Origin of the sequence: Williamsia muralis, from assembly GCF_002735905.1 — a bacterium.
In the GTDB taxonomy this organism is placed as follows: Bacteria; Actinomycetota; Actinomycetes; order Mycobacteriales; family Mycobacteriaceae; genus Williamsia; species Williamsia muralis_A.
Window position 1 is genome coordinate 967,753 of the sequence record NZ_PEBD01000004.1, and the last position, 23,341, is coordinate 991,093.

Annotated in this window: 25 protein-coding genes; 14 read left to right on the plus strand and 11 right to left on the minus strand. The window is 64.8% G+C overall.

Annotated features, from left to right (window positions below):
* Positions 1 to 8 precede the first annotated feature (8 nt).
* Positions 9 to 1,274: a CaiB/BaiF CoA transferase family protein gene (locus CSW57_RS05205; protein ID WP_099381713.1), complete on the minus strand. Its 1,266-nt coding sequence runs from the start codon at positions 1,272 to 1,274 to the stop codon at positions 9 to 11.
* A gap of 121 nt (positions 1,275 to 1,395) precedes the next feature.
* On the opposite strand from CSW57_RS05205, the gene CSW57_RS05210 reads away from it, so the two are divergent.
* Positions 1,396 to 2,811, plus strand: coding sequence for a sigma 54-interacting transcriptional regulator (locus CSW57_RS05210; RefSeq protein ID WP_370623909.1), 1,416 nt, complete (start codon positions 1,396 to 1,398; stop codon positions 2,809 to 2,811).
* Positions 2,812 to 2,887: 76 nt separating this feature from the next.
* Positions 2,888 to 4,891 (plus strand): vWA domain-containing protein, encoded by a 2,004-nt coding sequence (locus tag CSW57_RS05215; RefSeq protein WP_099381714.1) that lies wholly within the window; start codon positions 2,888 to 2,890, stop codon positions 4,889 to 4,891.
* An 85-nt stretch (positions 4,892 to 4,976) separates the two neighbouring features.
* On the opposite strand, the gene CSW57_RS05220 is transcribed toward CSW57_RS05215, so the two are convergent.
* The 6 genes from CSW57_RS05220 to rpmB all read right to left on the minus strand — a co-directional run bounded on the left by CSW57_RS05220 (position 4,977) and on the right by rpmB (position 7,730).
* Positions 4,977 to 5,609 (minus strand): DUF1707 SHOCT-like domain-containing protein, encoded by a 633-nt coding sequence (locus CSW57_RS05220; RefSeq protein ID WP_223249044.1) that lies wholly within the window; start codon positions 5,607 to 5,609, stop codon positions 4,977 to 4,979.
* A 95-nt stretch (positions 5,610 to 5,704) separates the two neighbouring features.
* The gene (locus CSW57_RS05225; protein ID WP_099381716.1) at positions 5,705 to 6,655 is read right to left on the minus strand and encodes an AEC family transporter; all 951 of its coding nucleotides are present in this window, start codon (positions 6,653 to 6,655) and stop codon (positions 5,705 to 5,707) included.
* A 96-nt stretch (positions 6,656 to 6,751) separates the two neighbouring features.
* Complete coding sequence (gene rpsR / locus CSW57_RS05230) at positions 6,752 to 6,994, minus strand: 30S ribosomal protein S18 (RefSeq protein WP_099381717.1); 243 nt, start codon at positions 6,992 to 6,994, stop codon at positions 6,752 to 6,754.
* Positions 6,995 to 7,023: 29 nt separating this feature from the next.
* Complete coding sequence (gene rpsN, locus CSW57_RS05235; RefSeq protein ID WP_099381718.1) at positions 7,024 to 7,329, minus strand: 30S ribosomal protein S14; 306 nt, start codon at positions 7,327 to 7,329, stop codon at positions 7,024 to 7,026.
* Positions 7,329 to 7,493, minus strand: a complete 165-nt coding sequence (rpmG, locus tag CSW57_RS05240) for a 50S ribosomal protein L33 (protein ID WP_099381719.1) — start codon at positions 7,491 to 7,493, stop codon at positions 7,329 to 7,331. Before rpmG ends, rpsN begins: the two co-directional genes overlap by 1 nt.
* Positions 7,494 to 7,730, minus strand: coding sequence for a 50S ribosomal protein L28 (gene rpmB / locus CSW57_RS05245; RefSeq protein WP_030170500.1), 237 nt, complete (start codon positions 7,728 to 7,730; stop codon positions 7,494 to 7,496). It lies immediately after the preceding gene.
* 104 nt (positions 7,731 to 7,834) lie between these two features.
* Between rpmB and mrf the strand changes: the two genes are divergently transcribed.
* The 11 genes from mrf to CSW57_RS05305 all read left to right on the plus strand — a co-directional run bounded on the left by mrf (position 7,835) and on the right by CSW57_RS05305 (position 19,232).
* Positions 7,835 to 9,187 carry a ribosome hibernation factor-recruiting GTPase MRF gene (mrf, locus tag CSW57_RS05250; RefSeq protein WP_223249045.1) on the plus strand — a complete coding sequence of 451 codons (1,353 nt, stop codon included), beginning with the start codon at positions 7,835 to 7,837 and terminating at the stop codon, positions 9,185 to 9,187.
* Positions 9,184 to 9,450, plus strand: a complete 267-nt coding sequence (locus tag CSW57_RS05255; RefSeq protein ID WP_023962750.1) for a type B 50S ribosomal protein L31 — start codon at positions 9,184 to 9,186, stop codon at positions 9,448 to 9,450. The genes mrf and CSW57_RS05255 overlap by 4 nt, the downstream gene beginning before the upstream one ends.
* A 23-nt stretch (positions 9,451 to 9,473) precedes the next feature.
* Entirely contained in the window at positions 9,474 to 9,647 is a 174-nt protein-coding gene (gene rpmF, locus CSW57_RS05260; RefSeq protein WP_023962752.1) for a 50S ribosomal protein L32, read from the plus strand.
* A gap of 126 nt (positions 9,648 to 9,773) precedes the next feature.
* A complete protein-coding gene (locus tag CSW57_RS05265; RefSeq protein WP_099381720.1) occupies positions 9,774 to 10,394 on the plus strand; it encodes a trimeric intracellular cation channel family protein in 621 nt (206 codons plus the stop codon).
* A gap of 108 nt (positions 10,395 to 10,502) precedes the next feature.
* Positions 10,503 to 11,189, plus strand: coding sequence for a response regulator transcription factor (locus tag CSW57_RS05270; RefSeq protein WP_099381721.1), 687 nt, complete (start codon positions 10,503 to 10,505; stop codon positions 11,187 to 11,189).
* A gap of 84 nt (positions 11,190 to 11,273) precedes the next feature.
* Entirely contained in the window at positions 11,274 to 12,707 is a 1,434-nt protein-coding gene (locus tag CSW57_RS05275; protein WP_099382072.1) for a sensor histidine kinase, read from the plus strand.
* Between the two features lie 228 nt (positions 12,708 to 12,935).
* On the plus strand, positions 12,936 to 14,558 hold the full coding sequence (locus tag CSW57_RS05280; RefSeq protein ID WP_099381722.1) for a S1C family serine protease: 1,623 nt from the start codon (positions 12,936 to 12,938) through the stop codon (positions 14,556 to 14,558).
* Between the two features lie 3 nt (positions 14,559 to 14,561).
* Positions 14,562 to 15,251 carry a MogA/MoaB family molybdenum cofactor biosynthesis protein gene (locus CSW57_RS05285; RefSeq protein ID WP_223249046.1) on the plus strand — a complete coding sequence of 230 codons (690 nt, stop codon included), beginning with the start codon at positions 14,562 to 14,564 and terminating at the stop codon, positions 15,249 to 15,251.
* A 579-nt stretch (positions 15,252 to 15,830) separates the two neighbouring features.
* Positions 15,831 to 16,433, plus strand: coding sequence for an MspA family porin (locus CSW57_RS05295; RefSeq protein ID WP_099381724.1), 603 nt, complete (start codon positions 15,831 to 15,833; stop codon positions 16,431 to 16,433).
* Positions 16,434 to 16,505: 72 nt separating this feature from the next.
* On the plus strand, positions 16,506 to 17,147 hold the full coding sequence (locus tag CSW57_RS05300; protein WP_099381725.1) for an MspA family porin: 642 nt from the start codon (positions 16,506 to 16,508) through the stop codon (positions 17,145 to 17,147).
* Between the two features lie 255 nt (positions 17,148 to 17,402).
* The gene (locus CSW57_RS05305) at positions 17,403 to 19,232 is read left to right on the plus strand and encodes an HNH endonuclease signature motif containing protein (RefSeq protein WP_189339132.1); all 1,830 of its coding nucleotides are present in this window, start codon (positions 17,403 to 17,405) and stop codon (positions 19,230 to 19,232) included.
* Between the two features lie 123 nt (positions 19,233 to 19,355).
* Here CSW57_RS05305 and mscL read toward each other — a convergent pair whose 3' ends face one another.
* The 4 genes from mscL to CSW57_RS05325 form a co-directional block, all read right to left on the minus strand.
* A complete protein-coding gene (gene mscL / locus CSW57_RS05310) occupies positions 19,356 to 20,285 on the minus strand; it encodes a large-conductance mechanosensitive channel protein MscL (RefSeq protein ID WP_099381727.1) in 930 nt (309 codons plus the stop codon).
* 91 nt (positions 20,286 to 20,376) lie between these two features.
* Positions 20,377 to 21,048 carry an RcpC/CpaB family pilus assembly protein gene (locus CSW57_RS05315; protein WP_099381728.1) on the minus strand — a complete coding sequence of 224 codons (672 nt, stop codon included), beginning with the start codon at positions 21,046 to 21,048 and terminating at the stop codon, positions 20,377 to 20,379.
* 93 nt (positions 21,049 to 21,141) lie between these two features.
* Positions 21,142 to 21,471: an FmdB family zinc ribbon protein gene (locus CSW57_RS05320; RefSeq protein WP_099381729.1), complete on the minus strand. Its 330-nt coding sequence runs from the start codon at positions 21,469 to 21,471 to the stop codon at positions 21,142 to 21,144.
* A gap of 81 nt (positions 21,472 to 21,552) precedes the next feature.
* On the minus strand, positions 21,553 to 22,179 hold the full coding sequence (locus CSW57_RS05325; protein ID WP_317615571.1) for a 5-formyltetrahydrofolate cyclo-ligase: 627 nt from the start codon (positions 22,177 to 22,179) through the stop codon (positions 21,553 to 21,555).
* Between the two features lie 47 nt (positions 22,180 to 22,226).
* Here CSW57_RS05325 and CSW57_RS05330 point away from each other — a divergent pair, with 47 nt between their 5' ends.
* Complete coding sequence (locus CSW57_RS05330) at positions 22,227 to 23,177, plus strand: UTP--glucose-1-phosphate uridylyltransferase (protein ID WP_099381731.1); 951 nt, start codon at positions 22,227 to 22,229, stop codon at positions 23,175 to 23,177.
* Positions 23,178 to 23,341 lie beyond the last annotated feature (164 nt).

Sequence of the window (23,341 nt, forward strand, 5' to 3'; positions counted from 1 at the left end):
AGTGCGACTCAGACAACGCCTTCGTCGTGCAGGGCCGCCACTGCGTCTGAGCTCAAACCCAGTAGGGCGCCGAGGACTTCGCTGTTGTGGTAGCCGGGAACGGGAGCGCCTGCGTTACGGATGCTGCCGGGGGTGCCCGTCAGTTGCGGCACGATACCGGGACCCAGCACGGTGTCGTTGATGCGCTCATCGAAGTGCTCGGCGATCATGCCCCTGGCGATGAGTTGCGGATCACGGATCACCTCGGCGACCGTATTGATCGGCCCCACAACCACTCCCGCGGCGGTGAGGAGTTCGATCAGCGCGTCGCGCGGCTGCTCGGCAGTCCACTGGGCGATCAGCTCATCGAGCTCGTCCTGGTTCTCGCCGCGCGCACCGTGGGTGGCGAAACGGGGGTCGGTGCTGAGTTCGGGCCGGCCCATCGCCGTGCACAGCCGGGCGAACACGGTGTCCTGGTTCGCGCCGATGACAACAAGCGAGCCGTCTCCGGTGGGGTAGATGTTCGACGGCGCGATCCCGGCCAGCCGGGTGCCCGAGGGCCCACGGACCACGCCACCCTGGTCGTAATCGGGGATCGTCGATTCCTGGATCGCCAGGCATGCCTCGTTCAGAGCCGTGTCGACGATCTGGCCCTCCCCGGTGACGGTGCGGCGGTACAGCGCTGCGAGAGCCCCGTGCACCGCGAACATCCCTGCCAGGGTGTCGCCCAGTGACAGCGCGATCCGCGGCGGAGGCTGGTCGGGATATCCGTTGAGATGGCGCAGGCCGCTCACCGCTTCGGCCACGGACGCGTACCCGGCCCGTCCTGCGTCCGGTCCGGTCTGCCCGTAGCCCGACACCCGCACGAGGATGATGCCCCGATTGCGCTCGCGGAGGACGTCGTAGCCGAGGTCGAGCTTTTCCAGGGTGCCCGGACGAAAGTTCTCCACGATGATGTCGGACTGGTCGACCAGTTCGAGGAACAGTTCGCGTCCGCGTTCGCTGCGGAGGTCGAGGGTGATCGCACGTTTGTTGCGCGCGTACACCGTCCACAGAAATCGATGACCATCGCGTTCGGCCTGACCCCACCCGCGCAGCGGATCGGGCAAGCCGGGCGCCTCGATCTTGATGACGTCGGCACCGAGGTCACCCATCAGGCGGGCGCCGAACGGCCCCGCGATGAGGGAACCGAGTTCGAGCACCCGGATACCGTCGAGAGCGCCGGCGGGCGGGGTACCACCGCCGGGGGATGTGCTCGACTCTTCGGCCGGTTCCGACGATGTGGGTGGCGTCATCGGTCAAGTGTCGCCAATGGTCGCGAACCCACACCCAAGGGGGTGTGCCGGAGGCCGCCCCGTGTTCCTCTGCGGGCGTAAACAAGTGCACTCCGGCGACGAGGCTCGTAGCGTGGACATGGTGAGCACACCCCACACCACGAACACCCGCTCTGCCCACCCCTCTCCACGGACCCTGGGGGAGTTGCGTGCCTCCGGCCACGTACAGCGCAGCGTCAAAGACGAGATACGCAACAACCTGCTGTCCGCACTTCGATCGGGCACCGATCCCTGGCCCGGGATCCTCGGGTTCGAGACCACCGTTCTGCCCCAGCTCGAGCGTGCGCTGATCGCCGGCCACGACGTGGTGATGCTCGGTGAACGCGGCCAGGGCAAGACGCGTCTGCTGCGCACGATCGTCGGCCTACTCGACGAGTGGACCCCGGTCATCGAAGGCTCTGAGCTCGCCGAGCATCCGTACGAGCCCATCACTCCCGGCTCCATCCGCAAGGCCGCGAACCTGCAGGATGACCTGCCCATCGGGTGGCTCCACCGCAGCGAGCGCTACAGCGAGAAGCTCGCCACCCCCGACACCTCCGTGGGCGACCTCGTCGGTGACGTCGACCCGATGAAGGTCGCCGAGGGCCGCAGTCTCGGGGATCCAGAGACCATCCACTTCGGGTTGATCCCGCGCGCGCACCGCGGCATCGTGGCGATCAACGAGCTGCCCGACCTCGCCGAGCGCATCCAGGTCGCCATGCTCAACGTGATGGAAGAACGTGACATCCAGGTCCGCGGGTACAGCCTCCGACTGCCGCTCGATGTGGTGCTGATGGCCAGTGCCAACCCCGAGGACTACACCAACCGCGGCCGCATCATCACGCCTCTCAAAGACCGTTTCGGCGCCGAGATCCGCACCCACTACCCGATCGAGTTGATCGACGAGATCGCGGTGATCGAGCAGGAAGCCGATCTCACAGCGTCGGTACCCACCTTCATCGTCGAGATCATCGCCCGCTTCACGCGGTACGTGCGCGACCACCCGTCCATCGATCAGCGCTCCGGCGTCTCCGCGCGGTTCGCGATCGCGGGTGCTGAAACGGTTGCCGCCGCCGCTCTGCACCGGGCCACCATCCTGGGCGAGGACCTCGCGGTCGCGCGCGTCGTGGACCTTTCCTCGGTGATCGAGGTGCTCCGCGGCAAGGTCGAGTTCGAGTCGGGTGAAGAGGGCCGCGAGATCGAGATCCTCGAACACCTGCTGCGCAAGTCGACGGCCGACACCGTGCGTGCGCATCTCGGCGGTGTCGACCTGGCCACGCTCGTCACCGCGCTGGAAGCCAGTGACCCGATCATCACCGGTGATCGGGTGTCGGCGAGGGAGTTGCTGACCTCTATGCCCGAGGGCACCGACCCCGTCGTGACAAAGATCGCCGAGCGCCTCGAGGCGACGGACGACGGTGAACGGGCCAGCGCGCTCGAGCTCGCACTGGAGGGATTGTTCTTGGCCCGCCGGATCGGCAAAGAAGCCGACGAGGCAGGCCGGACCGTGTACGGCTAGGCCGATGTCGTGTTCCGCGGCCGGTCCGCGGAACCGGTGTCGGTCGGTTATTCAGACATCTTGGACGGGAAAAAGCATGGCCCGCAATAATTTCCATCGCGCTCGGTATCTCCGCTACTCCGGAGGGCCGGACCCCCTGGCGCCGCCGGTGGACCTGCGTGAGGCACTCGACGCCATCGGCGACGACGTGATGGCCGGTGGGTCACCGCAGTCGGCGATGCGCGAGTTCCTGCGGCGCGGCAGCGACAACATGCGCGGCCTCGACGAACTCCGCGAGATGGTGAACAAGCGTCGCGAAGAGCTGCTCAAATCGCGCAACCTCAACGGCACCTTCGAAGAGATCCGTGAGCTGCTCGACTCGGCAGTTCTCGAGGAGCGCAAGCAGCTCGCCCGCGACCTCGACGACGACGCGCGGTTCGCCGAGATGCAGATCGAAAACCTGCCTCCGTCCACCGCACAGGCGGTGCAGGACCTGGCCAATTACGACTGGCGCAGTCCGGCGGCCAAAGAGAACTACGAGAAGATCAAAGACCTGCTCGGTCGTGAACTCCTCGATCAGCGATTCTCGGGCATGAAGGAGGCGCTCGAGGGCGCCACCGAAGAGGACCGGCAACGTATCGCTGACATGCTCAAGGATTTGAACAAGCTCCTCGCTGCGCACAACAACGGCGAGGACACCACCGAGCAGTTCGGTGAGTTCATGGACAAGCACGGCGAGTTCTTTCCCGAGAACCCCCGCAACGCAGACGAGTTGATCGACTCGCTGGCCGCTCGCAGTGCTGCGGCCCAGCAGTTCTACAACTCGCTGTCGGAGGAACAGCGCGCCGAACTCGATCAGCTGGCGCAGCAGGCATTCGGTTCGCCCGACCTGATGGACCAACTCTCGCAGATGGACTCGCAACTGCGAGCCGCCCGGCCGGGCATGGGCTGGGACGAAGGTCAGAGCTTCGAGGGTCAGCAGGGCATGGGGATGGGCGAGGGTGCCGGCGCGCTCCAGGACCTCGCCGAGCTCGAGTCGCTGTCGGAGCAACTGGCGCAACAGTATTCGGGCGCCCACCTCGACGATGTGGACCTCGACGCACTGGCCCGTCAGCTCGGCGACGATGCCGCTGTCGACGCCCGGACACTCGCCGAACTCGAGAAGGCACTCAAAGAACAGGGTCTCCTCGAACGCGGCAACGACGGTCAGCTCCGGCTGTCTCCCAAGGCCATGCGTCAGCTGGGTCAGTCGATCTTCCGGGATGTCGCCGAACAGCTGTCGGGTCGAGGTGGCGACCGCCAGACCCGGCGTTCGGGATTGGCGGGCGAACCCACCGGTTCCAGCCGGGAATGGGAATTCGGTGACACCGAACCCTGGGACGTCACCCGCACGGTGTCGAACGCGGTGTTGCGCACCATGTCCGAGGATCGCGACAAGCTGCACGCAGGCAACGCGATGCTCAGGGACGGCGTCCGGATCGACGTCCGTGACGTGGAGGTCGGTGAGACAGAGGCCCGCAGTCAGGCCGCAGTCGCCCTGTTGGTCGACACCTCGTTCTCGATGTGGCTGGAGAACAGGTGGACCCCGATGAAGCGCACAGCGATGGCGCTCAACCACTTGATCTCCACTCGCTTCCGCAGTGATGAACTGCAGCTGATCTCCTTCGGTCACTACGCCAAGACGCTGGAGATGTCCGAATTGATCGGGCTCGACGGGATGCGGCAGCAGGGGACCAACCTGCACCACGCATTGCTTTTGGCACAGCGGCACTTTCGTCGCCACCCCAACGCGCAGCCGGTGGTGCTGATCGTCACCGACGGCGAGCCGACAGCACATCTGCTGCCCGGTGGCGAACCGTTCTTCTATTACCCGCCGCACCCGGCGACGTTGTCGGCGACGGTGCGAGAGTTGGACAACGTTGCGAGGATGGGTGCCCAGGTGAGCTTTTTCCGGCTCGGTGACGACCCCGGACTGGTGCATTTTGTGGACCAGATGGCACGACGGGCATCGGGTCGGGTGGTGGCACCGGATCTCGATGGTCTCGGCGCCGCCGTGGTCGGCGACTACCTGGGCACCAAGCGGCGTCGCGGGCGCCGCTGATCACGGTCGCACCGATGAGATACCGAGGAGATGGGGACCGCCCGGCCCAAGCCAGAGCGTCCTCATCTTTTGGATCAGGTCGAAGTCAGGTCGCGTCGCGTGGACGGCGTCGCACCACTTCCACCCCGCCCATGATGGCGAGGCCACTGACGGTGATGATCGGGGCTCCCGGAATGCCTTTGCCTTCGGCATTGCGACTGCCTCCGAACCCGCCCATGATGCCCATCCCGGTGATCCGGACGGTCGCGTCGTGCGGAACCACGATCTCGATCCCGCCCATGATGGTGTTGGCGCGGATGGTCAGGTGGTCCGCCGTGAACTCGGCGTCGCGCAGGTCGATCTCGACACCGCCCATCAGGGCGAACGCGTTGAGGTGTTCGCCGACCGCGACCGGACCCTTGAGTTCTGAACCGCTCATGATGGCGATGCGGCTGGTGATCACCTCCACACCTGCGGACGGGGTGGTGACTCGCCGGCTGGTCGCGACGCCGGCGGTGGTCAGCTGATTGACCGGCAGATCGTCGGTGAGCTCGTCGAGCTCTCCGAATGTCTTGGCGGCAACGGCCTTGGCGGCCCGCTCTTCGTACTCGACGGGACTGAGGTGACCGGAACTCATTGCAGATGACAAAATGTCATGAACGAAGTTTCGGTCGGCGTCGCTGGCCCGGAGGCGACTGCGGCCTTCGCGCTCATCATCATTCGGTACCAGATCACTCACCGCTACGAGGTTAGTCCCACCGGTGGCTGTGGCCAACCGCCACAGGATGGTTCGTCGTGCGAAGGGTTGGTCCGTGTCCGTGACCATGGACCGGTTCAGGCGAGTAGAAGCGCGATGAGCATGATCGCCGGGATCGAGAGGAGGGTGGTCACCAGGGCGGAATCGCGTGCGAGCACCACGCCCCGTTGGTAGCGGTTCGCGTACACCAGAACGTTCTGTGCGGTGGGCAATGCGGCGATCACCACCAGGGCGAAGAGTTCGTGCCCGGTGGCGTGGAAGGCGTAGCGGACGACCAGGTACACCAGCACCGGTTGCACCACCATCTTGAGCACGGATGCCAGCGCGACGTCGCGGCGTGGGCTCTCGCCCTTCTGCAACACGGAGACCCCGGTCAGTGAGAGACCGAACACCAGGAGTGCGCCAGGGACCGAGGCGTTCCCGAGCATGTCGAACGGTTCCATCACCGCCTCGGGCAGTGTCACACCGATCAGTGACACGACGAGACCGGCCGCGCCGCCGAGCACAATGGGGTTCGTGAACGGGGTGACCACGGTGTCGCGCAGTGAGATTCGGCGACGTGAGCCTGATTCGTCTGAGTCGCGCAACGCAATCAGGTCGAGTGTGGTCAAGGCCAGCGGCGAGTACACCATGATCTGGAAGAGCAGCAGCGGCGCCACAAACGATGCGTCGTCGAGCACGAAGATGGCGATCGGTATCCCGAGATTGGCGCTGTTGACGTAGGAAGCAGACAACGCGCCGATCACGGCTTCGGGAATCGCGCGGTGCAGCAGCAGTCGGGCGAGGGCGAAGTAGATCGCGCCCACCACAAATGCACTGCCACCGGCGACCACAAGCGTGGTGGAGAACACGTCGGCGAGGTCGGCCTTCGCGAGCGACGAGAACAGCAGTGCCGGCGTGCAGACGAAGAACACCAAGCGCGACAACACCATCACCGCGCCCGGGCCGAGCGCCTCGGTACGGCCGAGGACATATCCGACGGCGACCACGATGAAGATCACCGTGAACCCTTGGATGACGCCGGACATCCCGGCAGTCTATGGACCCCGAAAATGTGCCCTTTTGGTGGGGGTCACCAGGGTTTTCCGTCGCCAAAAGGGCACACTATCGGGGATCTGGGAGTGTCAGCGGATCCCGGGGTAGGGGAGCAGTGCCATCTCGCGCGCGTTGCGGATGGCGGTGGCCACCTGACGTTGCTGCTGGGGGTCGAGTCCGGTGATGGACCGGCTGCGGATCTTGCCGCGGTCGGACAGGAACTGGCGCAGCAGTGCGGTGTCCTTGTAATCGACCGTGGTCACACCAGCGGCCAGCAACATGTTGCGTTTGCGTTTGGCCGGGAGGTCGGCTTTTGCGGGGCGTCGTGCCATCGATCAGGTCCTTGTCGTGAGAGTGGTTGTCACCAGCTGGATTTGGTGATGCCGGGCAGTTCCCCGTTGTGCGCCATCTGACGCAGCCGGATACGTGAGAGGCCGACTTTCCCGATGTAGCCGCGGGGGCGACCGTCGACGGCGTCGCGATTGCGGACCCGGGTGGCGCTGGAGTCGCGGGGCAGGCGCTGCAGGGCCAGTTGTGCGTCCGCTCGTTCCTGGTCGGTGGACGACGGCCGCCGGATGATGTCCTTGAGCACCGCACGGCGTTCGGCGTAGCGGGCGACGACCACCTTGCGCTGTTCGTTGCGCTCGATCTTCGACTTCTTCGCCATCAGCGTTCCTCGCGGAAGTCGACGTGACGCCGGACGCGTGGGTCGTATTTGCGCATCATCATGCGGTCCGGGTCGTTGCGGCGATTCTTGCGCGTGACGTAGGTGTAGCCGGTCCCGGCCGTCGACTTCAGCTTGATGATGGGACGTATCTCATTGCGTGCCATTCAGATTCGTTCTCCTCGTGCGCGGATCTGGGCGACTGCCGCCTCGATTCCGATTCGATCGATGGTCTTGATGCCTTTGGCGGACACGGTCAGCGTGACGGTGCGGTGTTCGCTCGGCAGGAAGTAGCGCCGACGCTGGATGTTCGGATTCCAGCGGCGATTGGTGCGCACATGTGAATGCGACACCTGTTTGCCGAAACCTGGTTTGCGGCCGGTGACCTGGCAGTGCATGGACATGGGCGCGCCTCCTGTCTCTAATGGGAATGATTGTCGACAACGTGCGAATTGGACTGTACATTCAACCTCGATCAAATGAAAACCATTCCCGATAGGAGCTGCCTGTGACCCGCCTGGTCAACAAGACCCCGCTGGTGATCGTGACCGGCTTCGACCGCGAGGCGACGGTGCGCAGTGCGGAGGCGCTCGGCCTGCCGGGGACCACTGTGGTGCACCACGATCTAGGTCTGGTGGACGCCGGAACCATCGTCAGAACGGTCACATCGATCGACTTCAACGGCGAGAAGACATCGCGCACAACGCAAACCGCACTCGATCACGGATGTCTGTCGTGTGCCCTCCGCGAAGACGTGCTGCCCTTGCTGCGGGCCCTGCACCGACGCTCCAACGTCGACCGGATCGTTCTGGCCCTCGACCCGGCCATCGAACCCGAACCCATGGCGTTTGCGATCGCCGGCACGGTGGTGTCCGGCGTCCCCGGTCAGGTCGACGGCCCGGCAGGTCTCGACGTGGAGATCGAGGCGGTCATCGGGTGCGTCAACGAAGGTGAATGGCTGCGCGACGCGACCGGCGACGAGACCCTCGACGAGGACGATCGGTTCCAGACCGCCGACGACGAGCGGACCATCGCCCAGCTCGCGGTCGGGCACGTCGACTTCGCCGACGCCCTGGTGGTCCACGGACAGGCTGACAACGGATGGGCCGGGGCGCAGCTGTTCGCCGTTCTCAAACGGCTCAACCCGACAGCGCCCATCATCATGGAACTGCCGAGGCGCCCACTGACCGCCTCGATCATGCGCAACCTGATCTCGGCCATCCCGCCGGGCGCGCGCCGCGGCCGGATCACCGGGCCGCACGACCCGCTGCTGCGCGGGCAGCCGCCCCTCGATGCCGACTGCGGAGTCGCCGTGGTCGAGTTCCATGCCGATCGACCGTTTCATCCCGAACGCCTGCACGACGCGATCGACATACTGCTCGATGGGGTTGTCGCCTCCCGCGGTCGGCTGTGGCTGGCCACCCAGCCCGATGAGGCGCTGTGGCTCGAGAGTGCGGGCGGCGGCCTACGCATCGCGACCGGTGGCACCTGGCTCGCGGCGATGTCCGACGACGAGGCCGGTGCCGCCGATCCGGAGCGCGTCGCGATGGCGTCGCTGCGCTGGCATCCCCTCTACGGCGACCGCAGCAGCTCCATCGTCGCGATCTCGTACCGCGCCGAACCCGCGCGAATCCGCTGGGCGCTGAGCAGCGCACTGCTGACCGACGACGAGCTGTCTGAGGGTCAGCGGGGCTGGGATCGATTCACCGATCCGTTCGGCGTCGCCCATGCCGACCCCTGCCAGGACGTGCTCGACGAGCGCGCTCTGCTGGCGGGAACAGACCCACCCATCGAATGGTTCAAGCAGGCAGAGGGTTCGGCTGGACAGCAGACGAACCCGGAACGGAAGGACAAATCATGAAGGCGAACATCCACCCCGACTACCATCCGGTGATCTTCAAGGACTCGTCGACAGGCAAGGCGTTCCTGACCCGTTCCACACTGACGTCCGACGTCACTTTGGAATGGGAGGACGGTAACCGGTATCCTCTAGTGGTTGTCGATGTCACGTCCGACTCGCACCCGTTCTGGACTGGTGCGCAGCGCGTGATGGACACCGCAGGACGTGTGCAGAAGTTCGAACGCCGATACGGTCGCCGGACTCGCGCGAACCAGGGAACTTAAACGAAGAAATGAAGGGCTGAATCATGGCTGTACCGAAGCGCCGGATGTCGCGGTCGAATACTCGTAGCCGCCGTTCGCAGTGGAAAGCGGACAACCCCGCCTTGCAAGAGGTGAAGGTTGGTGGCGTCGCTCATCGCGTGCCCCGTCGCCTGGTCAAGGCGGTCAAGCTGGGCATCGTCGACCTCGACAAGCGCTAACAGCCACACAGTCGACAACAGGGACTGGCCGTCGATCGACGGTCAGTCCTTTGTTGTGTCCGGAAGGTGCCCCGGAGAGCGTGGTGACTCGACGGGGCCGCACAGATCGAGAACTGGGAGTCTGCGATGCTGCAGGACGTCCTGAACTACGCCGGCGTCGCAGTGTTCGCCTGCTCAGGTGCACTGGTCGGGGTCCGCAAGGACTTTGATCTGTGGGGAATCCTCTCGATGGGTGCGGCCACAGGTGTCGGTGGCGGGATCGTGCGCGACCTCCTCCTCGGCATCACCCCGCCGACCTCGGTACAACACTGGCCCAACCTCACCATCGCCCTGATCGCCGGTCTGATCACCTTCTTCTTCCATCCTGCGTTCCGGGCGTTGTTCCCGGCCGTCCTGATGCTCGACGCGGTCGGGATGGGTGTGTTCGCGGTGTCGGGTGCGTTGTTGGCACTCGAACGAGACTCGAGTTCGATGGCTGCGGTGCTCATCGGGATCACCACCGCGGTGGGTGGTGGCGTGATCCGCGACGTGCTCGCCGGTGAGGTCCCCCTGTTGCTCCGACCCGCCGACCTCTACGCGGTCCCTGCGATGTGCGGAGCGTTGGCCGTCGTGATCGCCGACGGCACAGGTCTGCCGATCTGGACCGGTCTGGTGGCGGGGGCGACCCTGGCCTTCCTGTTGCGCGTGGGAAGCCTGCGATTCCGATGGCGACTGCCGATGGCCCCGACACGCCGGGTCGGAGGATGAGTGCGCGGCGGGTACGGAGTCCGCGTGCGACGGCTCAAGGACAAGAAATCTGGCGCGTCGCAGGGGATTACTTAGCGCGCTCTCAGTCGTGGAAGTAAGACTGTTGTCATGCGCATACTGGTTGTGGACGACGATCGTGCCGTTCGCGAGTCTCTGCGCCGGTCCCTGACGTTCAACGGGTACACGGTGCTCACGGCGGGGGATGGCGTCGAAGCCCTCGAAAAGATCAATTCCGACCGTCCCGAGGCGGTGGTGCTGGACGTCATGATGCCGCGCCTCGACGGGCTCGAGGTGTGCCGTCGTCTCCGCAGCACCGGTGACGATCTCCCCATCCTGGTCCTCACCGCTCGCGACTCGGTGTCCGAACGGGTCGCCGGACTCGATGCTGGCGCTGATGACTACCTGCCCAAACCGTTTGCGCTCGAAGAGCTGCTCGCGCGCCTGCGGGCCCTGATGCGCCGCGCGACAGCCGAACCGCTAACGGACTCGGAGGCGATGACGTTCGAGGACCTCACGATGGATCCGGTCACGCGCGATGTCACCAGAGGCGAGCGCTCGATCAGCCTGACCCGCACCGAGTTCGCCCTGCTGGAGATGCTGATGGCCAATCCGCGCCGCGTGCTCACCCGCAGCCGCATTCTCGAGGAGGTCTGGGGTTACGACTTCCCGACGTCGGGCAATGCACTCGAGGTCTACGTGGGATACCTCCGGCGCAAGACCGAGGCCGAAGGCGAGTCGCGCCTCATCCACACCGTGCGGGGCGTGGGATACGTCCTGCGGGAGACCCCTCCGTAAATCGTGAGCTTCTATCACCGTCACCCGCCGGTCCCCGGCGAAGCCCCGCCGGTCGGCGTGGTGACCGCTCAGCGGCCCACACAGATGGCTTCGGCCCCGGATCTTCCCCGGCAGATGCGCAAGCCGACACCGCTGACCCGGACCATCTCGCTGCGTTGGCGCATCACGATCCTGTCCGCCACGGTGGTGGGTATCGCGGTTGCCGTGATGGCTGCAGCAGCTTTTGCGGTCGTCTACCGGGCGATGTACGCCGACGTCGATTCGCAGCTCACCAACCGGGCCAACGGGATGACCGAACTGGCTCGGATCGGGGTTCTCGACGACTCGCCCGAATCGCTGGTTGCCGGCACGGTGTTCTCCACGGACATGTCGGTGGCACTGGTGATGCCCGGGGGCCGTGGTTTTCAGATCGGCGGCGTTCCCTACGGCGAGTCCGAACGTGACGTGGTGGACGGGAAAGCGGAGTCGTCGCTGCGGACCGCGAAGAACCAGCGGGTGCTGGCCCGCAAGCTCAACGACGGCAATACCCTGATCATCTCGCAGAGCCTTCGCGACACAGACGACGTGCTGCACCGATTGGCCTGGGTGCTGGGGGTGATCGGTGGCTGCGGGATCATCCTGGCCGCAGTCGCCGGAACGACCGTGGCGCGTGCCGGACTGCGGCCGGTCGCGCGGTTGACCCGGGCCGCCGAGCGAGTGGCGCGCACCGACGACCTCACGCCCATCCCGGTCATCGGCAACGACGAATTGGCCAGGCTCACCGAGAGTTTCAACCTGATGCTGCGGGCACTTGCCGAGTCGCGAGACCGGCAGAGCCGGCTCGTCGCGGACGCCGGTCACGAATTGCGCACGCCGCTGACGTCGTTGCGCACGAATCTGGAGTTGATGATCGCGTCGAGCCAGCCGGGTGCGCGGGCGGTGCCCGAATCGGACATGGCGGAGCTGCGAACGGACGTGATGGCGCAAATCGAAGAACTCTCCACGCTCGTGGGCGATCTCGTGGATCTCGCGCGTGAGGATGCGCCCGAGGTGGTACACGAAGAGGTCGACCTCTCCGAGGTGGTGGACCGCTCTCTCGAGCGTGTCCGCCGCCGACGCAGCGACGTCGACTTCGAAGTGCATGTGACGCCCTGGTTTGTCTTCGGTGAGAGTGCCGGGTTGTCGCGGGCCGTGCTCAATGTGCTCGACAACGCGGCGAAGTGGAGTCCGCCCGGCCGGCCCGTGGAGGTACGGCTGGCTCAGATCGAGCCTGATCGCGCGATTCTGACCGTTGCCGACGCCGGCCCCGGTATCCCTCCCGAAGACCGGCAACTGGTCTTCGAGAGGTTCTACCGGTCCACCGCCTCCCGATCCATGCCCGGCTCGGGGCTGGGGCTGGCGATAGTCCGCCAGGTCGTGGACCGCCACGGCGGCACGGTGACCGCCGGTCAGTCCGAACTCGGAGGCGCCCTGGTGACGATCAGCCTTCCTGGAGCGCCGGTGCCGGCCGAGATCGCTCCCCAGGTGGTCCAGCAATAGGTTCTGATCGAACGGCGTCGAGCGTTCGGCGGTCGTTCGAAGGTCTGACTTCTCTGTCCGTCGATCGGCGGCTTTGTTTGACGAAGTCCCTGCGGGGAACAATGAAGGGGAAACAAACAGCACTGTCTCAGCCCCGTCTCAGGCCGACACAGCAAGGTATTCCTCAGTGCCGGTAAATGTTGCGGCATCGGGGAGCGCAGGGTGCGCCTGGCAGAAAGCAAAATCGACATGGTCGGCAGCAACGATGACGAGCGCGGGACGAACCGCGACACCAGTTCCTTTCCGGGAGAGGGCATCTCGCAATCACCGGGACAATCGCATCCCAGCGGGCCCGCTGATCGGCCGGACGGGCCGAGCAACGCCGGACCGCAGGACAACCCCTATGGGCGAACCTCGGCGTTCGAGCCCAGGCAGCAGAACTCCTCGGGTGAGCAGACGGCACAATTCGGCAATTCCGGCATGAACGGGCCTTCCGGACCTTCCGGATCTTCCGGACATTCCGGCCCCTTCGGGCAGTCTTCGGAGGGCGCTTCGGCAAGTCGTGGCCCGGGTGGTTACGGCTATGGCGCTCAACCTGATCCGTATGCTCCATCCGGGCAATTCGCGCAGCCGAACCCGTATGGGCCCTACGCCCACGGCGGGGGGACGGGTACCAACCCCACCAGTCAGATCCCGGCCCCCGGGGCCGGCCAGAACCCGTACGGGAGCTCGCCACAGCAGTTCGGCTCCCCGCCGCCCGCACGTAACGGGCGTTCGGGCGGTGCCAAAGCCGGATTGGCGGCTGCCGCAATCGCTTTGGTGCTCGTCGGCGGCGGAATCGGAGGAGTTGTCGGCGCCAATGTGGCCGACGATTCATCCGGTTCGAGATCAACCAGCGAGAGTGTGCTCGGTGGCGACCGCGACAACAGCCAACCGGTCCAGGCGCCCGCCGGCTCGACGCAGGAAGTCGCGGAGAAGGTCACCCCGTCGGTCGTGTCGATCGAGGTGGAGGGCAGCCAGGCGTCCGGGTCCGGCTCCGGCATCGTGCTCACCGCGGACGGCACCATCATGACGAACAACCACGTCGTCGCCGGTGCGGGCAACAATCCGGACCTCACGGTCACCTTCAGTGACGGCACCACGGCAGCCGCGCAGATCGTGGGCGCCGACCCGATCTCCGACATCGCCGTCATCAAGGTCGACAAGTCCGGCCTCACCCCGATCGCCGTCGGTCGCTCCGACAATCTTGTGGTCGGCCAAGAGGTCATCGCGATCGGGTCGCCGCTGGGGCTGAACGGCACGGTGACCACGGGAATCATCAGCGCGCTCAACCGTCCGGTGTCCACGCAGGGTGAGCAGGGTGGACAGGCGTCGGTGATGGATGCCATCCAGACCGACGCGGCGATCAATCCGGGCAACTCCGGTGGCGCACTGGTCAACGCCAACGGCGCCCTCATCGGCGTCAACAGCGCGATCGCCAGCCTCTCCCAGGGAGAGACCGGCGGAAGCATCGGCCTTGGATTCGCCATCCCGGTCGACCAGGCGATGCGCATCGCCGACGAACTCGAGAAGACCGGTAAGGCAACACAGGCGGGGCTCGGCGTCACAGTGCGGTCGGGGGCGCCGTCAGCTGACAGCCCCGGCGCGCTGATCAACGAGGTGACGGCGGGCGGAGCCGCCGCAAAGGCAGGCATCCCGAGTGGTGCACTGGTCACCAAGGTCGACGATCGTGTGATCGCCTCCGGAGACGCGCTGATCGCGGCGGTGCGGTCGCACGCTCCCGGCGACCAGGTGACCATCACGTACGTCACCAACGGACAGACAAAGACCGCGCAGGTCACCCTCGACACCCTGAACACCGGAGGACGCTAGACCGTGAAACACATCGACGATCACACTGGTACCCGACTGCGGGCAGTCATCCCCATCCCGACCGATAGAGTTCCTGACGGAGATGGTGCTATCTCAGTCCTGGGTATCGGCGAGGCAGATGTCGTCGCCGCGGACGCCGCGGCGGAACAGCTCGCCGTCCGCACAGGGGAGATCGAAGCGGAAGGACAGCGCATGAGGTCACTGAACTTGGCTGAAGAGGATCTGGGTCGGGCCCTGGTGGTGATCGTCGATGACCGGGCCGCCCATGGTGAGGACCAGGCCTTGATCGGTCCGCTGGTGGGGGAGTTGCTCGAAGAAGCTGGTTTTCACGTCGACGCGGTGGTGGCGGTGGAATCCGACGAGGTGGAGATCCGCAACGCCCTCAACACCGCAGTCATCGGAGGGGTGGATCTGGTCATCTCTGTCGGAGGCGTGGGGGTCGGTGGTCGCGATGTGACTCCCGAGGCGACCGCGGATCTACTCGACCGTAAGCTGCCGGGTATCGAAGAGGCCTTGCGCAGTTCCGGATTGGCTGCCGGCGCAATGGATGCCGGGCTGTCACGCGGGCTTGCGGGCGTCTCGGGGCAAACAATCGTCGTCAACTTGGCCAACTCACGGGCCGCCGTTCGTGACGGTATGGCCACCATCACGCCGATGGCGAAACACCTCATCTCGTCGATCAGCAACTTCTGATCGGTTCAGATGAGCGACTCGACGGGCCGAAAGCGAAGCAAGACTCGTGCCGAATTAGAGAAGGTTTTCGGCGACGATTTGCCCTTGACCAGCAGTGATGAGCGACCGATCGGTCGCAGTGATGAAGGTCACAGTAACGCCGATATGCGTGGAGACGAATGGTTTATCGAAAATCGTCCGCCACATCACGGCTGAATCGCGATTGGGTCACGGCCGGGTTCCTGGGCTTTTCCTGATAGTTCACTGAATTTGCTGCAAGATCAATAATTAATCATTCGCTTTCGCGAAGTTCCTTTTCAAGACACGACTGCTGCGAAGTGTTGCCCGCCCCTGTTCCCGGGGCTAACGTTCCGCTCGATACGGCCGGTACCAGTGCGGGGGTTGGGCGTATCCCGTGCGACGTCCCCAATGGCGACCGCGGTGTGGGCAAGGTGTTCGGCTGAGATTTACCTACTGGAAACTACTGGCATACAAGCCCGTTAACTGCCCCGGTAGAAGATTCCGCTGAACCTTTTGGTCACTTCGAGCTCACGATTTGGTTGAGCTTGGATTACACAGCAATCCTGTGAGAGGGAACGAATGAGCAAGATCAACATGTTCGGTCTGCGCCGCGTTGTCGGCGTTGGTGCGATTACCGCGGTTGCCGCCCTTGGCCTGGCCAGCATGGGCGCAGGAAACGCCGCCGCAGGACCCCTGCCCAGCGGCAGCAAGGTGACCCAGGGTGTCGACGGCACCGTCGTCAAGATCAGCCGCACCGGCGAGGCCGCTTACCCGGTCCCGTCCTTGGCCAACAACGGCGCAGGCCGCGCCGCAGAGGTTTCCGGCCTCGTCACCGTCACCGCCGGTGGCGCCAGCGGTACCCTGACCACCGGCTACATCGTCGGCTGCCAGGTCGACATCACCGGTCTCGAAGGTGGCCTGAACGCCTCCATCGATTCTTCTTTGAGCCTGGGCCTCGACGGCTCGCTCTCGTTCCCGCTGGCACCCGGTGAAGCGGCTTTCGTCCCGCTCGGCACCAAGACCTTTGAGGGCGGCGTTGCAAGCGTCCAGTACAAGCGTCAGGGCATCGAGGTGCAGCAGTGCGGCGGATACGCCCAGGCTCGCGCCTTCACCACCGTGCAGACCGAGGGCAACTACGTCATCAAGTCGACCCTCTACGGCGCCCCGTTCAGCCTGAACTGATCGTCGGCAGATAAACCAACTAGTCTGAAATCTCATCTGCCGCAAGCAGATTCATATTCCTGAAGGGGAATCATGCGCAACAAACTCTCGCGTCGTCTCGCCGCGGTGGCCGGCATCGCCGGTGTCTCGGCCATCGCACTGTCCTCCATGGGTGCCGGCGGCGCAGCTGCCGGTGCTCTTCCCGGTGGCGTCGCCACCCAGAAGTTGATCGACGGCTCCAACGTCACCGTCACGCTGAAGGACGAGTTCGTCAACATTCAGCCGTCGACCGTGGCGGTTCCGACCAGCCGCAACGTGTGGCTGTCGGGCAAGGTGCTCGTCACCGTCGACGGTGAAGCCGAAGGCGCCACCGTCGAAGCCGGTTACGTTGTCGGATGCCAGCTGACCTTCGGTGCCGGCGGCGAAGCCGGTATCGGGACCTCGCTGGATCTGTCCAGCCCCGGCTCGCCGTGGTCCACGCCTGAAGCTGCCATCGGCGGCGGCTTGACTCTCGGACCAGGTGAAGCCACCTACGTGCCGATCCTGTCGTCCGACGACGCCACCGACTTCAGCTTCGAGGGCAACGCAGGCGGCATCGCTTACAGCCAGGAAACCGTCAAGATCGACGGCTGCGCCGGATACGCCGAAGGACAGGCGTACGTCAAGGTCACCGTCGACACCCCGTCGGTCACCGGCATCGTCACCCTGTGGGGCTCCAAGTTCAGCCTCGGCTGATAGGCAGATCCCTGCTGCTTGACAACTGAACAACCCGAAAGCCGGACCACCGCAAGGTGTTCCGGCTTTCGGCGTTACCGGGATGCTGAACGCCGGCGCTGGCCGGGAGGCGCCGAGGCCATGATCGGTAATCGAATATGTGTTCGACAATCTGCGGATATTGGACTACAATCGGACGTAAGGAATCGTCCTGACAGCAGAGGCACCTCGCATCTGGTTGCCAGCGTTCGCTTTTCGGTTGACTGGGGGGTCATCATGTCCGACGGTGCTGTCATCGATTCGCCTGCGGTGGGCGTGGTGTCGGGTCTGGAGTCGGCGATCGATCAGCTCGCCGAGGTGAATCTGACGGTACTTTCCGACGAGGAATGTGTACGTCTGGTCGACCGGTTGGAGGTCGCGTCGCAGCGGTTGCAGTCCGCAGGTTTGCCGGTGTTGCGGGAAGTGGTTGTGCGACGAGCGTATTCGAAAGTTGGATGCTCATCGCCGGCTGCGATGTTGACCGCGTTGGCGCGGCTGCGTCCGGGTGCTGCCCGAGCTCGGGTGGAAGCGATGGACGCGTTGACGCCGTCGGTGACTCCCAGCGGTGAAATGATAGATGCTCGATTCCCGAACACCGCAGAAGCGTTGCGTGAGGGTGTGATCGGACTTGATCACGCTGGGGTGGTGGCGAGGGTGATGGCAAAGATTCCGCACAAGGTCGATGCGGAGAAGCGCACAAACACAGAGGTGGCGCTGGCTGATCTGTGCCGCAAGCACACGCCCGGACAAGTCGAGGCTATCGGTGAGCGAATCGTCGAATACTTGGATCCCGACGGGACGTTGGCCGATGACACCGACAGGGCCCGGAAGCGTGGATTCAGTGTGGGGAAACCGGCCACGGATCTCATGTCGACTGTAGCGGGGCATCTGGACCCGGTGACCCGGGCCTCGCTGGATGTGATGCTCGCGGTGTGGGCCGCTCCGGGGATGAACAATCCTGATGATCCACTGTCGCCCTCAGGTGCGGCCGATGATCCGACGTTGGACAGAGACCTGCTGCAGGCCGCGGCAGACAACGACACCCGCAGTGCGGCGCAGCGTAATCACGATGCGGTGAAGTCGATGCTGATGTACCTGCTCGAATCGGGGCAGCTGGGCAAGACGCATCACGGTTTGCCAGTGCAGGTCATCATCAACATGACCAAAGACCAGCTCGATCAGTACGCGCTCGAGCAGGTGTCGCCAAAAGTCGTCGGCGGAGAGAGCTTTTCGAGATACGAGTTTGAACCCGGTAGAGCACCAGCGTCAGCAGCAGAATCAGGCCGCGAACCGAAGCCAGGCTGCACGCCAGAGCCAGACCGCGAGGTGGGGCAAGACCGTGAAGCAGAGGGCGTTCACCCGTACGCGGAGACGCACTGGGAGGATCCGAGCTGGTTGCCTTCGGTCATTGGTGGGCCGACGCGACCGTACGGGACGGGACTGGTCTACACGGCGACCGGTGCGGTGTTGCCGATCGCTGATGCGTTGAGGCTTGCAGTGCGTTCCGACAAGACGTTGGCCATTTTTGCGAACCATTCGAATGAGCCGTTGTTTCTGGGTCGAGCACGCCGGTTGGCCAGTGAGGCGCAACGTCTGGCGATGTTTGCCGCGCACCGAGGGTGTTCGCATCCGGGTTGTTCGAATCCGGCGTTGTGGGCCGAGGCTCACCATGTCCGTGAATGGGCGCAGGGCGGGCCCACCGACATCACTCACCTGGCTCCGGCATGCCCGCAACACCACCAACTCGTCGGACCGGGGGAGCATCAGTGGCAGACGGTGATGATCACCGACGGCCCTGACGCAGGGCGGTGCGCCTGGATCCCACCGGCACTGCTGGATCCGGAGCGACAACCCCGGGTCAACCGTGCCCACCACCCGGACGAAGCCATCATCGAGGCCCGTCAGGGCATGATCGCGCGCCGCAAAGCCGAACTCGAACAACGCAATCGGGAACTAAGCCCACAGCCACCAGATTCACTACCGACCAGGCCGTCGGAGAACAACACTCCGCCAGAAGCCCCGCCTCCTCCAGGTGCCCCTCAGACCGTGGATGTCCTCGTGGAATAGGGGCAGTGAAAACAGGAACAGCGGAACAGCAGGAACGGCGTGCCGTGATCCGAGATCGCTGGGCCCTTCGCCAGAAAGAATCGCCCCGGCATGAGCCGGGGCGATAGGTCGATCTCGAAGTGTTTACGGGCTGCTGTGCCTGCCGCCGCCGTTGTGGTCGTCGCGACGTCCCGGTGGCGGCCCGTAGTTCGGTGGTGGACCGGTGAGCGGGTCGTAACCGGGTGGCGGGCCGGTCAACGGATCGGGGCGGTAACCCTGACCCTGGTCTGGCCCCTCATGCTGCGGCGGGTTCGGGCGTGGCGGCGGACCTGGGTTGTACCCGGGCGGCGGACCCGGCGGCTGCTGATAACCGGGCGGCGGTCCACCCAGCGGCGGCTGGCTCCGCGGCGGCGCACCGCCCTGGGTCGGCTGTCCCTGCGGCGGCAGGCCGATCGGTCCTGAGCCACCGGTAGGTGGACCCTGCGTCGGATAGACGTTGGCGCCACCGATTCGGTCCGACTGCTGCGAAGAGAACTGCTGCGTACCCGCAGAAGACGCGCCTGCGCCGGCGGCGGCCGGACCCGAGTAAAGAGGACCGGACTGCGGGCCCTCGTCGCCACGCCGGTCGACGAGAGCCTGATCTTTCTCGTTCGTCGCGCCGGCGATCTTGGCCTTCTCCTCGGCGGGATCCTTGCCTTGGAGAATGTCGCGGATCTCGGCGAGCAACTCCGACTCCGTCTGGGCCGCGGCGTCGTCGCCGTCGCGCGCTGCGAGCGTCTTCAACTTCTCGTACGGCATCACGATCAGGAAGTAGACAACCGCGGCAACGATCAGAAAGTTGATGGCGGCGGCGATGAGGGCGCCGATGTCCACAAACGTTTCCGGATTGCCGGACCTGATGGTGAATCCCAGCCCCTGCGCGGAATCGGTGCCACCGATCGAGTTCACCAATGGTTGGATGATGTTGGTGGTGAACGCTGTGACGATCGCGGTGAAGGCAGCACCGACGACAACAGCGACAGCGAGGTCGATGACGTTTCCCCGCATGAGGAAATCTTTGAAGCCCTTGAACATGTAGTGACCCTTCCCACGAGGGAAACGAGCGCTAATTGCAGTCCGCTGATCCTAACCAGCGGTCGTGGAAAATGCCGTTCACAACATGCAGTCAGTGAAAAACGAGTGTGATCGGAGCAGTGAGGGTGGCCGCAGCGACCACGTGCGCGTCGCGCTCCGGCAAGGCGAGAACGGCAAGTCGGGCATCCGACCCCGTCCGCGAACCCGACTCCTGCGACACGAGTGCGACCACCGCTGCCTTGGCCAAAACCTTTGTCGCCGATGAACCTTCGGTGGTACCGGCATCGTCGATGCTCAACACGTCGACCACGTCTCCTTCACGGAGGAGATCGATCACCGCTGTGTCGGCCACCTTGACCGGAACCAGGCGCGCATCGGGACGCTGCATGATCTGAGCCGGCAGGCGACTGGTGAGAACGCGCGAATCGGTCAAGATCTCGCCCGCCCGCACCGGGCCGGTCACCGTCTTGTCCAGGAAGTCGGCTGCGTCGTCGGCTGTGCCTGCCGGGAGGTCGCCGGGACGGAATCCGCGCGTGGCCAGGTCGCCGATCGTGAGGGGTTGCCCAGGGCTGATGTCATGGGCCGCGATCACCGCCGGCCGCAGTTCCTCGGTACGCCCCGCCGTCAGTGCAGCCACGAGCGCGACCGCCAGCAGCACGATGGCACAAGCGCGACGGAGGAGCAGCGACCGTGTCCATCCGGGTCTGACGGCATGACGGACACGGTCGGAGAGTGTGGGGTTCAGAGCATTGCGCGCGGCCATGAGCGAACGTTATGGCGATTGCCATCCTTCGTCCGCTTGGTCAGGCGCCGATATGAGGTTGCCTGTGCACAGTCCACTGTGTGTGGACAGGTGTCAGGAAGCAGCCTTGGCAGCGGTCGAACTGCTGGACGCGCTGCTCGACGAACTACTGCCCGAATCCGTCGACTTCGCTGCAGGCGCCGATTCCTTGCTGCCGGAGTCGGACTTCGACGAATCGCTCGAGCTCGACTCGCTGCTCGTGGTGGTGGAGCGGCTGTCGTTGCGGTAAAAGCCGCTGCCCTTGAATACGATGCCAACGCTGTTGAACAGTTTGCGCAGCTTACCGGCGCATTTCGGGCATTCGGTGAGCGAGTCGTCGCTGAAAGATTGCACGATGTCGAAGCGGTTGTCGCACTGTGTGCAAGCGTACGAATATGTGGGCACCGAAGACCTCCGAAGGTGTTAAGCCGAGAACGTTGTGGATTCTACCGTCGAACTGGCACTCTTCGTTAACGAGTGCCAAGGTCAGCTTGTTCCCAGTCGTCTGAACCCTTCGCCGGGCGTCAGACTCCAGCCCATCCGCACGTCGAAGTCGTCCGATGGCAGCTCGTCCACCAGCTCGTCGTCGAACACCACGGCTACCAGTTTGTCTGTGTCCACCTCTGGTATCGACCGGTCGTAATAGCCGGCTCCGCGACCGAGTCGAATGCCGTGGCGATCGACCGACAGCGCCGGGACCAGGATCAGAGCGGCGTCGCCGAGCGCGTCAGGTGAGGCGCCGTCCTCACTGGGCTCCAACAGTCCAAATCGTCGTTCATGCAATGACTCCGGTCCGTCGTACCAGGCCCAACGCAGTGGGGCAGGCGGACCCGCCGTCACCTTCGGCAGCAAGACCCGGAAGCCTCCCTCGCGCAACACCTCCAACATCGCGGTGGTGCCCGGTTCGCTACCGATCGGGACGTAGGCCGCAATGACGGCGCCCGGCCCCACCCGTGGCCCGCCCTCGGGGAGGTTCGCGATCCACGTCACAATCGAGGCATCCAGGCTCGCCTTAACCTGGGGAGACAGGCTGTCGCGACGCTCGAGGGCGAGCTTTCTCCAGGTTGCTTTGTCGATGAAAATCGGTACGCCCCTCTCATGTTTGGCGATCAGCCGATAGGTTTACTCACACACCAGTGTGATCAACCTAGGGTGGGAAAATGACTGAAGCGCAGACCAGCCCGGCCAACGAGGTCGAATACGAGTCCGTTCCGGGCACGCCGCCCATTCCGCGAACCGCAATTGTGCCGGCCGCCGGCTTGGGTACACGTTTTCTCCCGGCGACCAAGACCGTGCCAAAAGAGCTCCTTCCCGTGGTGGACACGCCGGGTATCGAATTGGTGGCCGAAGAGGCCAAGTCGGCCGGTGCCGAGAGACTGCTGATCATCACGTCGCCGGGTAAAGACGGCGTCGTCGCGCACTTCGTCGAAGACCTGGTGCTCGAACACACCCTTGAATCCCGCGGCAAAGACACCATGCTGGCCAAGGTGCGGAACGCGCCATCGTTGCTGGAGGTCGCGTCGGTCATCCAGGAGAAGCCCCTCGGACTCGGCCATGCGGTCGGATGCGTCGAGGCCAAACTCGACGACGACGAGGATGCCGTCGCGGTTCTGTTGCCCGACGATCTGGTTCTTCCCAACGGCGTCCTGGAAGTGATGGCCCGTACGCGCGCCAAGCGCGGCGGCACGGTGCTCTGCGCCATCGAGGTCCCGACCGAGAAGATCAGCGCCTATGGCGTATTCGACGTCGAAGAACTTCCCGATGCTGCAAATCCCAATGTGATGAAGCTGAAGGGAATGGTCGAAAAGCCCGAGGCAAAAGACGCACCCTCCAATTATGCGGCGGCCGGGCGATACATCCTCGACCGCGCAATATTTGATGCATTGCGACGAATTGAACCCGGCGCAGGTGGCGAATTGCAGCTCACCGATGCCATCGCTTTGTTGATCGACGAAGGTCATCCGGTTCACGTCGTGGTTCACCGCGGAACTCGCCACGACCTCGGGAACCCGGGCGGGTACCTGAAGGCGTCGGTCGACATCGCCCTCAACCGTGAGGATTACGGCCCCGAATTGCGGGAGTGGCTGGTCGAACGCCTCGGGTGCAGCTGACCTCCGACCGACAACAGCACCGGTCTGACCGCGTTGTGCGATGGCGCGCGGCGATCCCTGGATCCGAGAGAACGGAAATCGCCGACAAACCAGCTAACGTCAGTCGTCAGAACTACGACACGGCGACCCGTTGGCACGGCGAACGAGCACTATCGGGCCGCCAC